The sequence below is a fragment of the Streptomyces sp. NPDC014861 genome (assembly GCF_043081625.1).
Classification (GTDB): domain Bacteria; phylum Actinomycetota; class Actinomycetes; order Streptomycetales; family Streptomycetaceae; genus Streptomyces.
The window spans coordinates 1-17251 of the sequence record NZ_JBIBWV010000021.1; the positions used below are offsets into that span (position 1 = coordinate 1).

Annotated in this window: 15 protein-coding genes; 4 read left to right on the forward strand and 11 right to left on the reverse strand. The window is 74.6% G+C overall.

Annotated features, from left to right (window positions below; all coding sequences use genetic code 11):
• Positions 1–260 precede the first annotated feature (260 nt).
• On the forward strand, positions 261–1988 hold the full coding sequence (locus ACF1BN_RS29455) for a serine hydrolase (protein ID WP_392334633.1): 1728 nt from the start codon (positions 261–263) through the stop codon (positions 1986–1988).
• A gap of 77 nt (positions 1989–2065) precedes the next feature.
• On the opposite strand, the gene ACF1BN_RS29460 is transcribed toward ACF1BN_RS29455, so the two are convergent.
• From ACF1BN_RS29460 to ACF1BN_RS29485, 6 genes are all read right to left on the reverse strand, one after another.
• Positions 2066–2983: a LysR family transcriptional regulator gene (locus tag ACF1BN_RS29460; RefSeq protein WP_392334634.1), complete on the reverse strand. Its 918-nt coding sequence runs from the start codon at positions 2981–2983 to the stop codon at positions 2066–2068.
• Positions 2984–3178: 195 nt separating this feature from the next.
• A complete protein-coding gene (locus ACF1BN_RS29465; protein ID WP_392334635.1) occupies positions 3179–4378 on the reverse strand; it encodes a glycine C-acetyltransferase in 1200 nt (399 codons plus the stop codon).
• A gap of 3 nt (positions 4379–4381) precedes the next feature.
• A complete protein-coding gene (gene tdh / locus ACF1BN_RS29470) occupies positions 4382–5416 on the reverse strand; it encodes an L-threonine 3-dehydrogenase (protein WP_392334636.1) in 1035 nt (344 codons plus the stop codon).
• 163 nt (positions 5417–5579) lie between these two features.
• Positions 5580–6362 (reverse strand): 4'-phosphopantetheinyl transferase family protein, encoded by a 783-nt coding sequence (locus tag ACF1BN_RS29475; RefSeq protein WP_392334637.1) that lies wholly within the window; start codon positions 6360–6362, stop codon positions 5580–5582.
• Between the two features lie 23 nt (positions 6363–6385).
• Positions 6386–8665 carry a tetratricopeptide repeat protein gene (locus ACF1BN_RS29480; RefSeq protein ID WP_392334638.1) on the reverse strand — a complete coding sequence of 760 codons (2280 nt, stop codon included), beginning with the start codon at positions 8663–8665 and terminating at the stop codon, positions 6386–6388.
• Complete coding sequence (locus tag ACF1BN_RS29485; protein WP_392334639.1) at positions 8647–9543, reverse strand: oxygenase MpaB family protein; 897 nt, start codon at positions 9541–9543, stop codon at positions 8647–8649. Before ACF1BN_RS29485 ends, ACF1BN_RS29480 begins: the two co-directional genes overlap by 19 nt.
• 415 nt (positions 9544–9958) lie before the next feature.
• Between ACF1BN_RS29485 and ACF1BN_RS29490 the strand changes: the two genes are divergently transcribed.
• Positions 9959–10435 (forward strand): GreA/GreB family elongation factor, encoded by a 477-nt coding sequence (locus tag ACF1BN_RS29490; protein ID WP_392334640.1) that lies wholly within the window; start codon positions 9959–9961, stop codon positions 10433–10435.
• Positions 10432–11265 carry a hypothetical protein gene (locus ACF1BN_RS29495; protein ID WP_392334745.1) on the forward strand — a complete coding sequence of 278 codons (834 nt, stop codon included), beginning with the start codon at positions 10432–10434 and terminating at the stop codon, positions 11263–11265. Before ACF1BN_RS29490 ends, ACF1BN_RS29495 begins: the two co-directional genes overlap by 4 nt.
• A gap of 123 nt (positions 11266–11388) precedes the next feature.
• On the opposite strand, the gene ACF1BN_RS29500 is transcribed toward ACF1BN_RS29495, so the two are convergent.
• Positions 11389–11754 (reverse strand): YybH family protein, encoded by a 366-nt coding sequence (locus ACF1BN_RS29500; RefSeq protein ID WP_392334641.1) that lies wholly within the window; start codon positions 11752–11754, stop codon positions 11389–11391.
• Positions 11755–11849: 95 nt separating this feature from the next.
• On the opposite strand from ACF1BN_RS29500, the gene ACF1BN_RS29505 reads away from it, so the two are divergent.
• Positions 11850–12740: a LysR family transcriptional regulator gene (locus ACF1BN_RS29505; RefSeq protein ID WP_392334642.1), complete on the forward strand. Its 891-nt coding sequence runs from the start codon at positions 11850–11852 to the stop codon at positions 12738–12740.
• A gap of 74 nt (positions 12741–12814) precedes the next feature.
• Here the strand turns inward: ACF1BN_RS29505 and ACF1BN_RS29510 are convergent, their stop codons facing one another.
• The 4 genes from ACF1BN_RS29510 to ACF1BN_RS29525 form a co-directional block, all read right to left on the reverse strand.
• A complete protein-coding gene (locus ACF1BN_RS29510) occupies positions 12815–14287 on the reverse strand; it encodes a phytoene desaturase family protein (RefSeq protein ID WP_392334643.1) in 1473 nt (490 codons plus the stop codon).
• A 226-nt stretch (positions 14288–14513) separates the two neighbouring features.
• Complete coding sequence (locus ACF1BN_RS29515; RefSeq protein WP_392334644.1) at positions 14514–15146, reverse strand: DUF1345 domain-containing protein; 633 nt, start codon at positions 15144–15146, stop codon at positions 14514–14516.
• A gap of 4 nt (positions 15147–15150) precedes the next feature.
• Complete coding sequence (locus ACF1BN_RS29520) at positions 15151–15978, reverse strand: family 1 encapsulin nanocompartment shell protein (protein ID WP_392334645.1); 828 nt, start codon at positions 15976–15978, stop codon at positions 15151–15153.
• The gene (locus ACF1BN_RS29525; RefSeq protein ID WP_392334646.1) at positions 15975–17084 is read right to left on the reverse strand and encodes a Dyp-type peroxidase; all 1110 of its coding nucleotides are present in this window, start codon (positions 17082–17084) and stop codon (positions 15975–15977) included. The genes ACF1BN_RS29520 and ACF1BN_RS29525 overlap by 4 nt, the downstream gene beginning before the upstream one ends.
• Positions 17085–17251 lie beyond the last annotated feature (167 nt).

Below are 17251 nucleotides of genomic sequence, written 5' to 3' on the forward strand. Positions count from 1 at the left end.
CGGACCCGCACCCCAGCAAGTTCCCCAGCCCTCATACGGCCAGCGAACTACCGAACACAAGCCGTGACAAGACCACCTAACAAAGCACTACTAGGCTAGCTAGCCGCCGGGAGCCTGGGAGCGACAGAGGCGCGAGGGGGCACGGGGAAGCGCGGGGCGACACGGGGAACCGCGAGGAATCCTGTGGAATCGCGGGGAGGAGCAGGGACCCACGGGAAGCACGGGAAAGCGCCGGGAAGCGCGAGGACGGAGGCGGACGGATGGGTGAGGCGGGGCGCGGAGGGCCCGAAGGGCGCGCGGCGGAGCGGGGACGGGGTGGGGTGCCGTCTCGGGGTACGACGTTGCGGTGGGGGACGGCGGCCGAGGCCGGCCTGCTCGGGCGGGAGCTGGAGGGGATGGTCGAGGATCTGCGCGGCTTCCTCGGTCCTTCCCCGGTACGGCCGTGGTGCGCGGGGGCCGTACTGCTCGCCGGGCGGGGCGGGACGGTGGCGCTGCACCGGGCGGTCGGCTGGGCGACCCGGTGGGCCGCGTACGACGAGGAGAGCGACACGGCGGTCGAACTCGCCCCGGAGCTGCGCGTGCCGATGACCCCGGACACGGTCTTCGACCTCGCCTCGCTCACCAAGCTCTTCACGTCCCTCCTGGCCGTGCGGCAGGTCGAGCGGGGCACGCTGGAACTCGGGGAGCGGGTCGCGGCGTACCTGCCCGAGTTCGGGCGGGCGGGGAAGGCCGGCATCACCGTGCGGCACCTGCTCGGCCACACCTCGGGACTGCGGGCGGAACTTCCGCTGTACGAGGCGCCGGAGCCGGAGGGGCGGCTGCGGATGCTGTGGGAGGAGGCGCCGCTGGACCCACCGGGCACGGCCTACCGCTACTCGGACCTCAACCTGATCGCGCTGCACCTGCTCCTGGAACGGATCACCGGTCTCCCTCTGGAGGAACTGCTCCACGACGAGATCACCGCTCCGCTCGGGATGCACCGCACTCGTTTCGTCCCCCCGCTCTCGTGGCGGCCCGGGATCGCCGCCACCGAGGACGCCCGGCGTCCGTGGGCGAGGCTCGACCGGGGCATGGTGCGGGGCCAGGTGCACGACGAGAACGCGTACGCGATGGGCGGCGTCGCCGGCCACGCCGGCGTCTTCTCCGACGCCCGCGACCTCGCCGTCCTCGCCCGTACGCTGCTCAACGGCGGCGTCTACGGCTCCGTCCGCGTCCTCTCCCCCGCCTCCGTGGACCTCCTGCTCACCGACGTCAACCAGGACTTCCCCGGCCACGCGCACGGTCTCGGCTTCGAGCTGGACCAGCGCTGGTACATGGGCGCCCTCTCCGGCCCGCGTACCGCGGGGCACACCGGCTTCACCGGGACCAGCCTGGTCCTCGCCCCGGACTCCGACGCGTTCCTGATCCTCCTCGCCAACGCGGTCCACCCCGTCCGCACCTGGCGCGCCGGCTCGGCCCCGCGCGTGGCCGCCGCCGACCGGCTCGCCCGCGCGCTCCCGGTCCGACCGCCGGACGGCAGCGGCCCCACGGCCTGGTTCTCGGGGATGACCGCGCCCGGCGGCGTCACCCTGACCCTTCCGGCGACGGACCCGGGCGTGGCCCGGCTCACCGCTCTCCTCTGGTGGGACACCACGCCTGACACCGACCGGCTGGTCCTGGAGACGACGGCCGGCGCCACCGCGCGGTGGCGCCCCGTCCCCTTCGAGACCTCGCCCGTGGACGGGACGGCGGCACCGCTCCCGCACCCGGACGGCACGGCCCACGGCTGGTCCGGCCGCCGCTGGCACCGCCTCACCGCGACTCTGCCGGCCGCACCCGGAACCCGCCTCCGCTTCCGCTACGCCACCTCCTCCGCCGCCGTCGGACGCGGGGTGTACGTGACCGGGCTGCGGCTCCTGGACCGCTCGGGCCGGACCCTCTTCGACGAGGCCCGGCCGACGGACGGGACCCGCGTCGAAGCAGCCGGCTGGCACCGCTCGGCGGACTGAGGGGCCGTCGGCCCCGGACTGAGGGGCCGTCGGCCACCACGGGAGCACCGGGAGCACCGGGAGCACCGGGAAGGCTCTCAGAGTTCTCCCGGTCCGGGGACGGCGGCCGTGCGCAGGGCGGTGAGCACGGGGGCGATGAGGGGGTGGTCCTCGGCGCCCCTGCGTACGGCCGCGAAGACGCGGCGGGTGGGCGCGACGCCGTCGACGGGGCGGACCACGACGTCCGTGAGGTCCATGCCGCGCAGGGCCGAACGGGGCACGAGCGCCGCACCGGCAGCGGCGCCGGCCAGCGCGACGACGGCCCGGAAGTCGTCCGAGACGTGCTCGAAGCGGGGTGCGAACCCGGCGTACTCGCAGGCCAGCACGGTCACGTCCTGGCACGGGTTCCCCGCTGACTGTCCGATCCAGGCGTCCTTGGCCAGGTCGCCGAGCGCGACGCGGTCGGTGGATCCGAGCGGGTGGCCGGGCGGGAGCACCACGTCGAAGGGCTCGGCGTAGAGCGGGACCCTGGTGAGCCGGTCGTCGTCCTCGCCGGGCGCGCCCCGGTACTCGACGGCCACCGCCACGTCCACCTGCCGGTCCAGCACCATCAGCAGGCTCTCGTCGCCCTCGGCGTCCCTCACCCTCACCCGGATGCCCGGTGCCGCGACTGCGAGATCCGCGATGGCCGGGGCGACCACCAGGCCGATACCGGTCGCGAACGCGGCGACGGTCACCGTCCCCGCCTCCCCGGAGCCGTAGGCGGCGAGCGCCGCCTCCGCCCGTTCCAGCTGGGCGAGGACGGCGTTGGCGTGGCTCAGCAGGATCTCTCCCGCTGGTGTCAGCCGCGCCCCGCGGGCGCTGCGCTCGACCAGGCGGTGGCCCGTCTCCTGTTCCAGCGCCGCGAGCTGCTGGGAGACGGCGGAGGGGGTGAGGTACAGCGCGGCGGCCGCCGCCGTGACCGTACGGTGGTCGGCCACCGCGCGGAGGATGTGCAACCGCCGTGCTTCGATCATGCGCCCAGTCTCCCAGGCCGTGGGGCGGGCTCGCGCCCACGGCCGGGGAGATTGGATCCAACATCAGGGACCCTGGATCCCGGATTTTGGATCCGGGATTTTGGACTTGGATCCAGAATCTTGGATCCAGGGTGCTGAGTCCGGGACGTTGGATCACGGATATTGGATCCGCGATCCACGATCCCGCCCCGGAGATCAGCCCCGCAGTTCCGCGCGGGCCGCCACGAACGCGTCCACCGCGCGGTTCACGTCCTCCGTGGAGTGGGCCGCCGAGAGCTGGACGCGGATGCGGGCCGCGCCCTGCGGGACGACCGGGTACGAGAAGCCGATCACGTACACGCCGCGCTCCAGGAGGAGTTCGGCCATCTTCCCGGCCTCCGCCGCGTCGCCGATCATCACGGGGGCGATGGCGTGGTCGCCGGGGAGGATGTCGAAGCCCTCGTCGGTCATGCGGCGGCGGAAGAGCGCGGTGTTGGCGTTGAGCTTGTCGCGCAGGTCGCCGGCGGACTCCAGGAGGTCGAGGACCTTCAGGGAGGCGGCGGCGATGACCGGGGCGAGGGTGTTGGAGAAGAGGTACGGGCGGGAGCGCTGGCGCAGCAGGGCGACGATCTCGGCGCGGGCGGCGACGTAGCCGCCGGAGGCGCCGCCGAGGGCCTTGCCGAGGGTGCCGGTGATGATGTCGACGCGGTCCATGACGCCGTGCAGCTCGGGGGTGCCCCGGCCGCCGGCGCCGACGAAGCCGACGGCGTGCGAGTCGTCGACCATGACCATGGCGTCGTAGCGCTCGGCCAGGTCGCAGATGTCGGCGAGCGGGGCGACGTAACCGTCCATGGAGAAGACGCCGTCGGTGACGATCAGCTTGCGCCGGGCGCCGCCCTCGGTGGCCTCCTTGAGCTGCTGCTCCAGGTCGGCCATGTCGCGGTTGGCGTAGCGGAAGCGGCGGGCCTTGGAGAGGCGGATGCCGTCGATGATGGAGGCGTGGTTGAGGGCATCGGAGATGACCGCGTCCTCGGCGCCGAGGAGGGTCTCGAAGACGCCGCCGTTGGCGTCGAAGCAGGAGGAGTAGAGGATCGTGTCCTCCTGGCCGAGGAAGGCCGAGAGGCGGGCCTCCAGCTCCTTGTGCACCTCCTGCGTGCCGCAGATGAAGCGGACCGAGGCCATGCCGTAGCCCCAGCGGTCGAGGGCCTCGTGGGCGGCGGCGACGACCTCGGGGTGGTCGGCGAGGCCGAGGTAGTTGTTGGCGCAGAAGTTCAGCACCTCGCCAGGGCGGCCGCCGGCGGTGACCTCGACGGTCGCGGACTGGGGGGTGCCGATGACGCGCTCGGGCTTGTGGAGGCCGGCCGCCCGGATCTCTTCGAGGGTGGCGCGGACGTCGTCGCGTACGGAATCGAACATGGGTCAGGCTCCCGCAGTCCAGTCGAGGATGATCTTGCCGCTCTTGCCGGAGGCCGCGTCGTCGAAGGCGGCCTCGTAGTCGGTGAAGTCGTACCGGCCGGTGATGACCGGCGAGAGGTCGAGCCCGCTCTCCAGGAGGACGGACATCGCGTACCAGGTCTCGAACATCTCTCGGCCGTAGATGCCCTTGACGGTGATCATCGAGGTGACGATCTTCGCCCAGTCGACGGCGAAGTCCTCGCTCGGCAGGCCGAGCATGGCGATCTTTCCGCCGTGGGTCATGTTGGCGATCATGTCGCGCATGGCGTGCGGGTTGCCGGACATCTCCAGGCCGACGTCGAAGCCCTCCTTGAGGCCGAGGGTGCGCTGGCTGTCGGCGATGGTCTTCTCGGCCACGTTGAGCGCGAGGGAGACGCCGGTCTTGCGGGCCAGGTCGAGGCGCTCCTCGCTGACGTCGGTGATGACGACGTTGCGGGCGCCGGCGTGCCTGGCGACGGCGGCGGCCATGATGCCGATCGGGCCGGCGCCGGTGACGAGGACGTCCTCGCCGACGAGCGGGAAGGAGAGCGCGGTGTGGACGGCGTTGCCGAACGGGTCGAAGATCGCGGCGACGTCGAGGTCGACGGGGACGCGGTGCACCCACACGTTGGAGGCGGGCAGCGCCACGTACTCGGCGAAGGCTCCGTCGCGGCCGACGCCCAGGCCGACGGTGGCCCGGCAGAGGTGGCGGCGGCCGGCGAGGCAGTTGCGGCACTTGCCGCAGACGAGGTGGCCCTCGCCGCTGACCAGGTCGCCGACGGCGATGTCGGAGACGTCACGACCGACCGAGACGACCTCGCCGACGAACTCATGGCCGATGGTCATCGGCGTCGAGATGGTCTTCTGCGCCCAGCCGTCCCAGGAGCGGATGTGCAGGTCGGTGCCGCAGATCCCGGTCCGCTTGACCTTGATCAGTACGTCCCCCGGACCGGTCTCCGGCTCGGGCACGTCCGTGAGCCAGAGTCCCGGCTCCGCCTTCAGCTTGACCAACGCCTTCAATGCCACGGCTCCCGACGTGCGTGTCCTGTGATGTACGGGTCAGGGCACGCGCGCGTGCCCAAGATCCTCGGGGTCGAATCTTCCGTACCGGAGGCCTCGCGGTCCATCGAGGTTTTCTTAAGCGCGCCCGCAGTTCAGCTTCACGCCGAGGCGTCGTCGCTGTTCAGGCGGGTCCGCCGACGTTCGCGGCGGTGACGAAGGCCGGCGGAAGCCAACTCGTACGGACGCGTCCCATGGAACCCTCGACGGCGACGGCCGCCGCGTGTCCGTCGGCGGTGGGCACGCCCTGGACGCCCCAGCCCGCGGGGAGGGCGGAGGGGTCGCGCTCGCCGAGGTAGTCCTTGTCGAGGGAGCGGGCCACGCCGATGCCGATGCCCTTGAGGTAGGCCTCCTTGCGGCACCAGATGCGGGCGAACGCCTCCGCCGCGTCCGCCGCGTCGGCGATCTCGGCCCGTTCCAGCGGGTGGAGGGCGGAGCTCACGTCGCGGACGGTGGCGGCCTTGGGAAGGCTCTCGACGTCCACGCCGACCGGACGGGCGGCGATGCCGATGAGGACGACGTCCCCGCTGTGCGAGAGGGAGAAGTGGGGGGCGCCGGGCGGCCCGTCCACGGCCGGACGGCCGTGGAGGGCGCCGCAGCCGGGGCAGGGCTCCCTGCGGAACGCGACCTCGGCGGGCGCGATTCCCAGGCGGGGGGCCAGGAGCCGGCGCAGGGCGACGTGCCCGATGCCGTACCGGAGGCGGTCCGCCACGCGCAGGGGGCCGGCGAGCTTGACCCGCTCCTCGGCGTCGAGCTCGGAGGGGTCGAGCTCGTCCTCGGTGACGTGGTCCACCCGGAGCTGCCACAGGTCGACGTCGGTCCGGGCGGGGCCGGCGTCCTCGCCGTCGGAGGGCGTGCGGGGCTCGGGGGCGGGGTCGCCGAGGCGGTCGATGATCACACCGGTCATTAAATCAGCGTGCCGGGGCCGGTTCAGGGTGCGCCGGGGACGGTCGGTCCCGGCGGCCCGTGGCCGTCGGGCGTCGCCCCGGTGCCGCGGCGGACCGCGTCCGCCTCGGTGTGGCGGCCGAGCCGGTCGAGGCAGTGGGTGAGGTCGGCGAGGGAGGAGAGGGTGTCCGGGTGCAGCGGCCCGAGCGTCCGGCCGCGAGCCTCGGCGAGGGACCGGAGCGGGGGCAGCGCCTCGTCCCAGCGCCCGAGGCGGCCGAGGAACACGGCGGCCTCGCGGCGGCTGCGCAGGGTGTCGGGGTGGTCCGCGCCGAGGACCCGGCGGCGGGCCGCGTGCACCGCCTGGGCCGTGTCGAGAGCCTCCTGCCAGCGGCCGAGCCGGGCGAGGTGGACGGAGAGGGCGTGCCGGACGCGCAGGGTCTCCGGGGCGTCGGCGCCCTGCGTCCGGGTGCGGACGGCGACGAGGTCACGGCAGACGGCGAGGGCGTCGGCGTCCCGGCCGAGCCGGCCCAGGCAGGCGCTGGTCTCGTAGCGGGCGGTGAGCGTGTCCGGGTGGTCCGGGCCGAGGGAGGCGGCGCGGCCCTCGGCGACCGCGCGGTACTGGTCCAGGGCCTCCTCGGCGCGGCCGAGGCGGCCCAGGGTGTGGGCGAGTTCGTGACGGGTGACCAGGGTGTCGGGGTGGTCCGCGCCGAGGAGCCGGGTGCGGGTGTCGGCGACCGCCAGGCCCGCGCGGTACGACTCCTCCAGGCGCCCGAGCCGGGCGAGGGTGTACGCGAGGTTGTGGCGGCAGCGCAGGGTGTCGGGGTGGTCGGCGCCCGCGGTGCGCTCGCGGACCGCAAGGACGTCGGCGTACAGCGCGTGCGCCTCCGCGTGCCGGCCGAGCCGGCCGAGGCTGTAGGCGCGCTCCTGGCGGGCGGCCAGCGTGTCGGGGTGGTCGGGGCCCAGCACGCGGGCGCGTGCGTCGGCGACGCGCTCGAAGGCGTCCAGGGCGTCGGCCGTGCGGCCGAGCCGGCCCAGCGCGAAGGCGAGCTCGTAGGCGCTGGTCAGGGTGTCGGGGTGGTCGGGGCCGAGCACCCGTGTGCGGTCCCCGGCGACGGAGCGGTGCAGCTGCTCCGCCTCGGGCCAGCGGCCGAGCCGGCCGAGGCCGAGGCCCGCCCGGTGGCGGGCGGCGAGCACGGCGAGCAGTTCGGGCGTGGCGTCCGTGGTGGGACGGGCGAGGCCGCCGGCACCGTCCGCGCCGGGACGGGCGGTGGTCCACTCGGTGGTGAGGACGGCGGCGGCCGGGTCGTGGCCGGTGGGCCGGGGCGCGCCGGGCGGGGCCGGGCGGGGCCCGCCGGTGACGGCCCGGGCCCACGCGGGCGTGGCGCCGGCTTCGACGACCTGGACCGCACCGGCCCCGTCGGTGGCCCGGGGCGGGTCGTCGGGGACCCTCGGCGGGTGGTGGCCCCCGCCGCCGATCGTGCGGCCGGTCACGATCCGGCGGCGCAGGTCGGAGGCGTCGCGCGGGCGCTGGTCGGGGATCTTGGCGAGCAGGTCGACGACGAGCCGGTCGAAGTAGTCGGGCAGCTCGGAGCGGTGGGTGCGTGGCGGGCTCGGCACGGTGTCCCGGTGCCCGACGAGCACGGCCCAGGAGTCGTCGAGGTCGAACGGCGGTGCCCCGGTGGCGAGTTCGTACAGCACGCAGCCGAGCGAGTACAGGTCGCTGCGGTGGTCGATGTCGCCTCCGCCGATCTGCTCCGGCGACATGTAGTGCGGGGTGCCCATGGCGATGCCGGTGCCGGTGAGGCGCGAGGTGAACCCCATGTCGGCGCCTAGGCGCGCTATGCCGAAGTCGCAGATCTTCACCGTGCCGTCGCGCAGCCGCATGATGTTGGCGGGCTTGAGGTCGCGGTGCACGATCCCCATGCGGTGGGTGTAGTCGAGGGCGTCGGCGACCTGGTCGGCGATGTCGACGACCTCGTCGACGGGCAGGGGGTCCCGGGCGTTGGCGGTGAGGAGCTGGCTGAGGTTCTGGCCCTCCAGCAGCTCCATGACGAGGAAGAGCACGCCCTCGTACTCGCCGAAGTCGTGGACGACGGTGATGCCCCGGTGCTGGAGCGCCGCGGCGACCCGCGCCTCGCGGCGGAAGCGCTCGCGCACCACGGTCTGCACGCCCGCGTCCTGGTGCGGGCCCAGCGGTTTGAGGCACTTGACCGCGACCCCGCGGCCCAGTGCCTCGTCCGTGGAGCGCCACACCTCGCCCATGCCGCCGCGGCCGATCACCTCGTGCAGGCGGTAGCGCCCCTGGATCAGTCGGATGTCCCCCATCGTGTGCCGCCGCCCCCGTCGTTTCCGTGCACGCTGTCCGGCCCGTCCAGTATGGCCGCAGCCTCGGACAGTGTGTACGGGTCGGGTCGGGTGTCGGGCCCGAGCCGGTCCATGGCGCGCAGGATGTGCCGGGGCGGGAGCCGCCACCGCACCTTCGCAGGGACACGGCGCAACAGGCGGGCGGTGGACGTGAGACGGCGCGTGACGGTCTCGGCGGGCGGTACGGGGCGGCCGTAGAGCTCGTGGGCCCAGTCCGGCAGGGTGCCGTACGCCAGTGAGCTGATCCGCCGCCACACCAGGGCCCGCCCCGGGACCAGCGCGGGCGGTACGGGCGGCCTGCGCAGGAAGTCGAGCACGGCGAGCGCGTCCTCGCCGGCGGTGAGGTCGCTCCGCACGGAGGCGAAGTACGCGGCGAGCCCCGCCCGAGTGGCCGGTACGGTCCCGGGGTCGAGCCCGACGAGCCGCGCGGAGGTGCGCTGCTCGTCCACGTAGCGGTCGGCCGGTTCCCCGGTCAGCGGCAGCCCGGAGCGGCGGGCGACGGAGACGTACGAGTCGATCTCCGCGCAGTGCACCCAGCGGAGCAGCTCCGGGTCGTCCACCCCGAGCAGCCGGTGGATCCGCCGCACGCGCGCGCCGGCCGCCTCCGCGGCCTCCGTGGTCCCGTAGCTGAGCGTCCCGACAAAGCTCGCCGTCCGCATGAGCCGCCCCCAGGGGTCCTCCCGGAAGCTGCTGTTGATCATGACTCCCCGGACGGCGACGGGGTGCAGGGCCTGGAGGTACAGCGCCCGCACCCCGGCGATCCACATGACCGGGTCGCCGTGCAGCTGCCAGGTCACGGAGCGGGGGCCGAAGAGCCCGGGATCGGCGTCCTGCCTCATGGGTTCAGGCTACGCGGGGTGGGGCTGAACAGACCCTGCGCGTCGGGGAGATCGGGTTGGATGTTGGATCCAGGATCATGCATCCACCTCGATCTCCGCCGCCCCCCGGGTGGTTCGGGCGCGCACGGCCCTCGGGCCTCGTCGTCGGCGGGCACGCGCCGCCTGCGGGAAAGGCGGGCACCCTCCCGCACGGACGCCCCCGTCAGGCCCCCCGTGTGCGGCGAGACCCCCCTCGACATGAGGAGTCGTCGATCATCGCGGCCGCGCCGGCGTCCCGGCTCCCGGGGGTACGCCAGGCCTGCTCCGTGAGGGGCATCGACCATATGGTCGAATTCGTGCGATTTGACGGACTTTCATGGAGATGTGGGAATGGAGGCGTCGTCTTCGTCCCCGCCACCGCACGACGGGAGCAGTCATGACCTCTGGACCCGAGCCCCTCAGCGAAGCCGCGCGCGCGGCGCTCGACCGCGAACTGTCCGAGCTGCGCACCGAGCGGGCGAATGTCGCCTCCACGCTCGGCGACGCCGACGAGCCGGGCGACCGGGCCGATCAGGCCGACGAGTTGCAGCGGGCCACGGAGGCGGACCGGCTGGACGCGCGGATCGAGGAGATCGAGGGCCGGCTGCGCGAGGGGTCGGCCGCCGGGCCGCCGTCGAGCGGCGAGGTCGGTGTGGGCAGCACGGTGGGCGTGCGGTTCGGCGACGGCACGGAGTCGACCGTGCACATCGGCGAGCTGGCGGACGCCGACGATCCGGCCCTGGTGACGGCGGCGAGCCCGCTCGGCCGGGCGCTGCTGGGGCACGTGGCCGGGGACAGCGTGACGTACGCGACGCCGCTGGGCCGGACGACCGCCGTCGTCCTCTCGGTGGGCGCGCGGGGCGGCGGCTCCTGACCGGCCCCGCCGACACCGTCGCCGACCGGGATCTGGAGGAGGAGCGCCGGACCGACCGGAAGGGCGGCCCGGGGCACGGCGTGCTCCTGGCGCTGGCGCTCGCCGTGCCCGTGGCCAAGGTCGCGTACACGGTGGGCGGCGGGGACGCCGTGCGGGACGTGTTCGTCGGCATGGAGCCGGCGAACTGGCCGGACGTGCTGCTCGGCATGGTGATCACCGATCCGCTGCTCGGCTCGGTGCTCGCCGTGGTGGTGTCCCGGGTCGTCTTCGCCGTCCTCGCGTCACGCGGAGCCGTCCCCGCGGGCCGGGGACGGGCGGCCCGGCTGCGCCGGCTCGGGATCACCCTCCTGAACCCGCTCGCGTTCGGCGTGATCGACACGTGCCTCTTCGGCCCCTGGTGGGGCCTCGGCACGGCGCTCGCCGCGTTCGCGCTCCGCAGGGGCGTGGTCGTGGAGTACCGCACCGGGCGACGCCGCCCGCACCGCTCGCACGGCGACCGCGCGCACGCCGCCTCGCACGATCCGCGCTACGACCCGCCGCCGTGGCTGCGCCGCGCGGCGGCCGGGGAGCAGCTCGTGGCCCTGCTCCTCACCGTCGCCGTGCTGCCGGTCCTGTTCTTCGCCTCGGCGCTCGACGGACAGGCGTGGACCTCGATCGTGGCGTGCCGGGTGACGGACGGGACCCGCACCTCGGACGCGCGGCTGATCGAGCTGAGCCGCAAGGGGAACGGCGTGGTCGGCTGGAACCTGGACGCGGAGGAGATCTCCGACGGCCTGGGGTGCACCGGCACGGGGAGCCGTTACGTACGCGAGCCCTGGTGGCGGTCCTAGCCGCCCACGCGCGCGTGCCCGGCGCGCACCGCGCCTCGTACGGTCCCGGGGGAACGCCTCCTCGGTCCCGTGGAATCACGTCCTCGGTCCGGTGGGACGTGTCAGCACCCCGGTGGAGACGTGTCACCGGGTCGGCGGGGCGAACTCGGGCTGGTCGAGCACCCGGAGCCAGCTGCCGTCGGCCTGGCGCCTGACCACCTGCGCGCGGGCGCCGGCGCCGTCCTTCGGCGGGGTCGAGGTGAGGGCGATGTCGCCGTTCACCAGCGTGGGCAGCGGCTGCTCCTGCTCGAAGCGGGGGCGTCCGGCCAGCACCCGCTCCCAGAGGGCGCGGATCGCCTCCCGCCCGACCGTGAGTTCGCCCGGCGGGTAGGCGAGGACGGCGTCCTCGGCGTAGAGCGCGGCGACGCCGGCCGCGTCGCCCGCGTTGGACCGCTCGACGAAGAGTCGGGTGATGTCCTCGGGACGCATGGCCTTCTCGTACTCCGGCATCGGGTTCCTCCCTCGTGGTTTCCGTGCCTCCAGCCTCGCGGCCCCACAATCAGAAGTCCAACAGATGGTTCTGCTGCCTACTAGAATCAGCGGTCATGGATTTGAGGCAGCTGGAGTACTTCGTCGCGGTCGCCGAGGAGCGGAACTTCACGCGGGCGGCCGAGCGGGTGCACATCAGCCAGTCGGGCGTCAGCGCGCAGATCAGGCGGCTGGAGCACGAGCTGGGGGCCGAGCTGTTCGACCGGTCGGCCCGGACGGTCACGCTCACCGCCGTCGGGGAGGCGGCACTCCCGCACGCCCGCGCGGCGCTCGCCTCGGCGGGGGCGGTCGGCCGTGCGGTGGACGAGGTGACGGGCCTGGTACGCGGCCGGCTGACCGTCGGCATGGTCGTCGGCTGCACCGTCACGCCGCTCTTCGACGCGCTGGCCGCCTTCCACACGGCACACCCCGGGGTGGAGATCCTGCTCCGGGAGGACAACTCCGACCGGCTCGTCGACGGCGTGCGCGGCGGGACCCTCGACCTGGCGCTCATCGGCACCGCCGCAGCCACCCCGGACGGGCTCGACGCGCTGACGATCATCACCGAGGGGCTCGTCGCGGCCGTCCCGTCCGGTCACCCGCTGGCCGGACGGGGACAGATCTCCCTCGACGAACTGACGGCCCACCCGCTCGTCTGCATGCCGCCCGGCACGGGACTGCGCGCGGTCCTCGACCAGGCGTGCGCCGCGCGGGGCCTCCGCCCCTCGATCGCCTTGGAGGCCGGCGCCTCCGACGCCCTCGCGGACCTCGCCTCGCGGGGCCTCGGCGTCGCCGTCCTCAGCGCGTCGATGGCCGAGTCCCACACCGACCGCATGACCGTCCTCCCGCTCACCGACGCCGACGTGCCGGCCCTCCTCGCCCTGGTCTGGAAGCCCGTCCAGCCACCGTCCGTCCGCGCTTTCCTGACCCACGCGCGCCGGTGCTTCGGGGCCGACGGCACGCCGTGACGGAAGATCTCGGACCGGCGAGCGGCGGCAGGCCGGGCGCAGGACAGGCAGGCAGCCCCCCCCCCCCCCCCCCCTCAGCGCCAGGGCGGGCGGATGCCCAGGTGACGCAGGGCCGCCGTCGCCGCGCCCGCGCCGGACATGCCGTGGGCGCCGGGGCCGGGCGGGGTCGCGGCGGAGCAAAGGTAGACGCCGGGGAGGCCCGTGGCGTAGGGGTCGAGGGCGGGGCGGGCGCCGAGGACGAGCTGGGGGACGGTCTTGGCGCCGGTGAGGATGTCGCCGCCGGCGAAGTTCGGGTTGGCGGCGGCGAAGTCGGCGGGGCGGGTCACGCGCATGCCGACGATCCGCTCGCGGACGCCGGGCGCGAACTGGTCGAGCCGGGCCAGGATCGCGTCGGTCGCGTCGCCCCCGTAGCCGTGGGGCACGTGCGCGTACGTCCAGACGGGGTGGACGTCGCCGACGGAGCGGGAGGGGTCGGCGAGGTACTGCTGGCCGACCAGGACGAAGGGGCGCTCCGGCATCCGGCCGTCCGTGACCTCCCGTTCGGCGCGGACGACCTCGGCGAGCGGGCCGCCCAGGTGGACGGTGCCGGCGCGGCGGGCCGGCTCCGCGCGCCAGGGCACGCCGCCCTCGACGGCGAGGTCGACCTTGAAGGCGCCCGGGCCGCGCCGGAAGCGGCGGTACGCGGCCGCCGTCCGGGCCGGCAGCTCGTCGCCGTACACGCCGGCGACCTGCGCGGGGTCGAGGTCGAGGAGCGTGAGGTCGGCGGGCGGGAGCTGCTTGCGGTCGGTGATCCGCACGCCCGTCTCGATGCGGCCGCCGTGGGCGCGGAGCGCGGCGGCCAGGGCGTCGGTGATGGCCCGCGAGCCGCCTTCCGCGACGGCCCAGCCGGCGGCGTGCCCCGCGGTCAGGATGCCGAGCCCGATGGCCGAGCTGAACGGGTCGGTCAGCGGGCGGTACGCGTGGGCGGCGACGCCCGCCCACAGCGCGCGGGCGCCCGGGGTGCGGAAGAGGCGGGCGAGCGCGGCGGCGGGCAGGACCGTGGGCAGACCGAAGCGGGCGAGCAGCAGCGGGTGGTCGGGCACGCGCAGCAGCGGTCCCATCACGTCCCCGGAGAGCGCCTCCCAGCGGCGTACCGACGGGCCGAGGAGCGCCCGGTAGCGGGCGGCGTCGGCGCCGAGACCGGCGGCGGTCTCGGTGACCGAGCGGTGGAGGACGGCGGCCGTGCCGTCGTCGAGGGGGTGGGCGCAGTCGATCTCGGGGAGCCGCCAGTTCAGCCCGTACCGGTCGAGCCGGAGGTGTCGGAGGGCGGGCGAGGCGACGGCGAGGGGGTGGACGGCCGAGCAGTGGTCGTGGAGCAGCCCGGGGAGGATCGCCTCGTCGGTGCGGGTGCCGCCGCCGATCGCGTCGGCGGCCTCCAGGACGGTGACCTCGACGCCGGCCTCGGCGAGCAGGGCGCCGGCCGCGAGCCCGTTGGGGCCCGCGCCGACCACGACGGCGGTGGGGGTGGTCCCGGCGGGGCGGGTGGGGCGCGGGCGCGTGCTGCTCATGGGGGCGAGTCTGCCGGGAGCGGGCCCGCGCCCGCACACCGGGTCCCCGGGCGGGGGGGGCGTCCGGGCGGAGGGACTCCGGGGCTCCGCGCACGGGGGCACGGGGGCACGGCGGCATGCTCACCAGGTCCTCGTGCGCGATCAGCGCGGTGGCATGCACCCCGGGCCCCGCGTGGATCGGCCCGGTGGCACGCGCGCGCGTGCCACCGGTCTTGCCGCGGCGCCGTCAGCCGGTGACGATGCCGGCCACCAGATTGATCGCGGTGGCGAGGATGCTGGCGCCGAAGACGTACGACAGCAGGCAGTGGCGGAGGACGACCGCGCGGAACTCCGAGTCGGAGACGTTGGTGTCCGAGACCTGGTAGGTCATGCCGAGGTTGTAGGAGAAGTAGAGGAAGTCGACGTAGCGGGGGCGGGCGTCGGAGTTGAAGTCGATGCCGCCCTCGGGCGGGCGGTAGTACAGGTAGGCGTACCGCGTGGCGTACATGAGGTGGAGCGCCGCCCAGGCCATGAAGACGCCCCACAGGGCGGTCGCGGCGGCGGCCCGGCTGTAGCCGGAGTCGACGAGGAGCAGGGCGACGATGGCGACGAGGCCGCACAGGGCGGCCCCGACCACCGCCAGCTCCTCCACGACCGGGCGGAACTCCTCGCGCCGCAGGTTGCGGTGGGTGGTGGCGGCGTCCATCGGCCACAGCACGATCCAGCCGGTGACGACGAAGACGGTCTCGGCGACGGCGATGCCGGAGAGGACGCCGAGGGCCGTGTCGGCGAGCACGCCGGTGACGGCGCCGACGGCGGCGCCGAGCACCCCGGCGCCGCCGAGGCGCGGGGCCGCGTACCGCCAGGACCAGCCGGCCACGGCGTCACGGCCCCAGGACGACCACGGCTTCGTCCGTGTACGCGAAGAAGGTCAGGGTCTCGTGCAGGTACAGCTCGACGGTGTCGGCGTCGTGCCGGGTGTAGCCGATGGACACGTCCTGGCCGAGGCGCAGTTCGAAGTCGCCGCCGCGGGTGGAGAGCACGAGGCCGCCCTTCAGGGCGGGCGCCCAGATCGGCGGGCCGTCGAGCATGCGGCCGAGGTGGGCGGCGATGGGGTAGCCGTGGTCGGAGGTCTCGCTGACGGCCCGGTACTCGTCGGCGCCGAGGAGGAGCGCGTACGGGCCGTCCACTCCGGCCAGGCGCAGGGCGGTGAGGGCGCGGCTGACGGCGTCGGGGTAGTCGGCGGCCTCGACGGGGAGCGCGACGGCCGGGTTGGAGGAGGCGGCGCGCATCCCGCGGACGCCGGCGGCGGCGTGGCCGTCGAAGACGGTGCGGTCCTCGGCGAGGGCGAGGGCGCGTGCGGCGTCCTTGACGGGCTGCCAGTCGGAGTCCTTCGCGCCGCGTTCGACGTCGTCGACGGCGGAGCGGTCGACGGTGAAGGGGACCCGGAGCTCGACCAGCGGGCGGACCTCGCGCAGCCGGGCGAGGACGCCGGGGACGGGCGGGTCGAGGTCGGTGAGGTGGCCGGTGCCGACGGCGGCGAGTCCGGCGCCGGCGGGGTCGGGCATGTCCACGATGCGGCGGCCGGCGACGTTGCGGCGGAAGGTGCGGCGGGCCTCCTCCTCGATCTCGGCCCAGGCCGCGGGGGTGATCGGGGCCAGTTCGCGGTGGAGGTTGCCGGTGGTCGGGGGCGTGCCGGGGACGGTGGTCATGGTGCCGGTGCTCCTTTCAGGCTGCCGATGCCGAGGGAGGCCCCGGGGCGTACGGCGTCGGCGGGCACGGTCTCCGGGCCGGGGACGCCGGAGGGGCCGGTCGCCGCGTGGTCCGCGACGGCGGGATCGGCGGGATCGGCGGGTTCGATCTCGGCGAGCTGCGGGGCTCCCGGGGCGGGCAGGTCGTCGAGGAGGGTGGCGCTCGGGACGAAGAAGAGGCCGCCGGTGACCGCCGTGGAGAAGTCGAGGATGCGGTCGGTGTTGCCCGGTGGGTCGCCCAGGAACATGTTGCGGAGCATCCGCTCGGTGACGGCGGGGGTGCGGGCGTACCCGATGAAGTAGGTGCCGAACTCGCCGGTGCCGAGCCGTCCGAAGGGCATGTTCTGGCGGACGATGCGCTGTTCCTCACCGTCCTCGTCCTCGACGGTGTTGAGGGCGACGTGGGAGTCCGCCGGCTTGGCGTCGTCGGGCAGCTCGACGTTGTCGGCCTTGGCGCGGCCGATGACGCGCTCCTGCTCCTCGGTGCTCAGCGCGTTCCAGGCGGTGAGGTCGTGGAGGTACTTCTGCACGACGACGTAGCTGCCGCCGCGGAAGGCCGGGTCCTCGTCGGAGACGAGGACGGCGTCGGCGGCGGCCGGTCCGGTGGGGTTCTCGCTGCCGTCGACGAAGCCGAGGAGGTCGCGGTCGTCGAAGTAGGTGAAGCCGTGCACCTCGTCGACGACGGTGACGGCGTCCCCGAACCGGTCCAGGACGATCCTGGCCAGTTCGAAGCAGAGGTCGGCGCGCCGGGCCCGCAGGTGGAGCAGCAGGTCGCCGGGGGTGGCGGGGGCTCGGTGCCGGGGGCCCTGGAGGGGCGTGAAGGGGTGCAGTTCGCGGGGGCGGGGTCCGCCGACGAGCCGGTCCCAGGCGTCGGAGGCGAGCCCGGCGACGCAGGCGAGGGCGTCGTCGCGCGCGCGGAAGGCGACGGATCGGCTCAGTCCGGACAGTTCCTGGAGCCCTTCGCGCACCTCGGCCTCCCTGCCGGGCGCGACGGTGAGGGTGAGGAAGACGGCGGCCCTGGTGGGAGGTCCGAGGACGAGTTGGGGAACGGACTGGGGGACGGCCATGCGACTCCCGTCGACAGAGCGGCATCGGTGGGGATGGAGGCACTGAAGGAATAGAGGCAGTGGGTAGATAGCGGCACTATCTATGTAAAGATCTACTTTTCGGGCAAATCGCCGCCAGACTATCCACGGGAGGCCCGCCACGCAGCCACTCACCGGCCTCCGCGCGA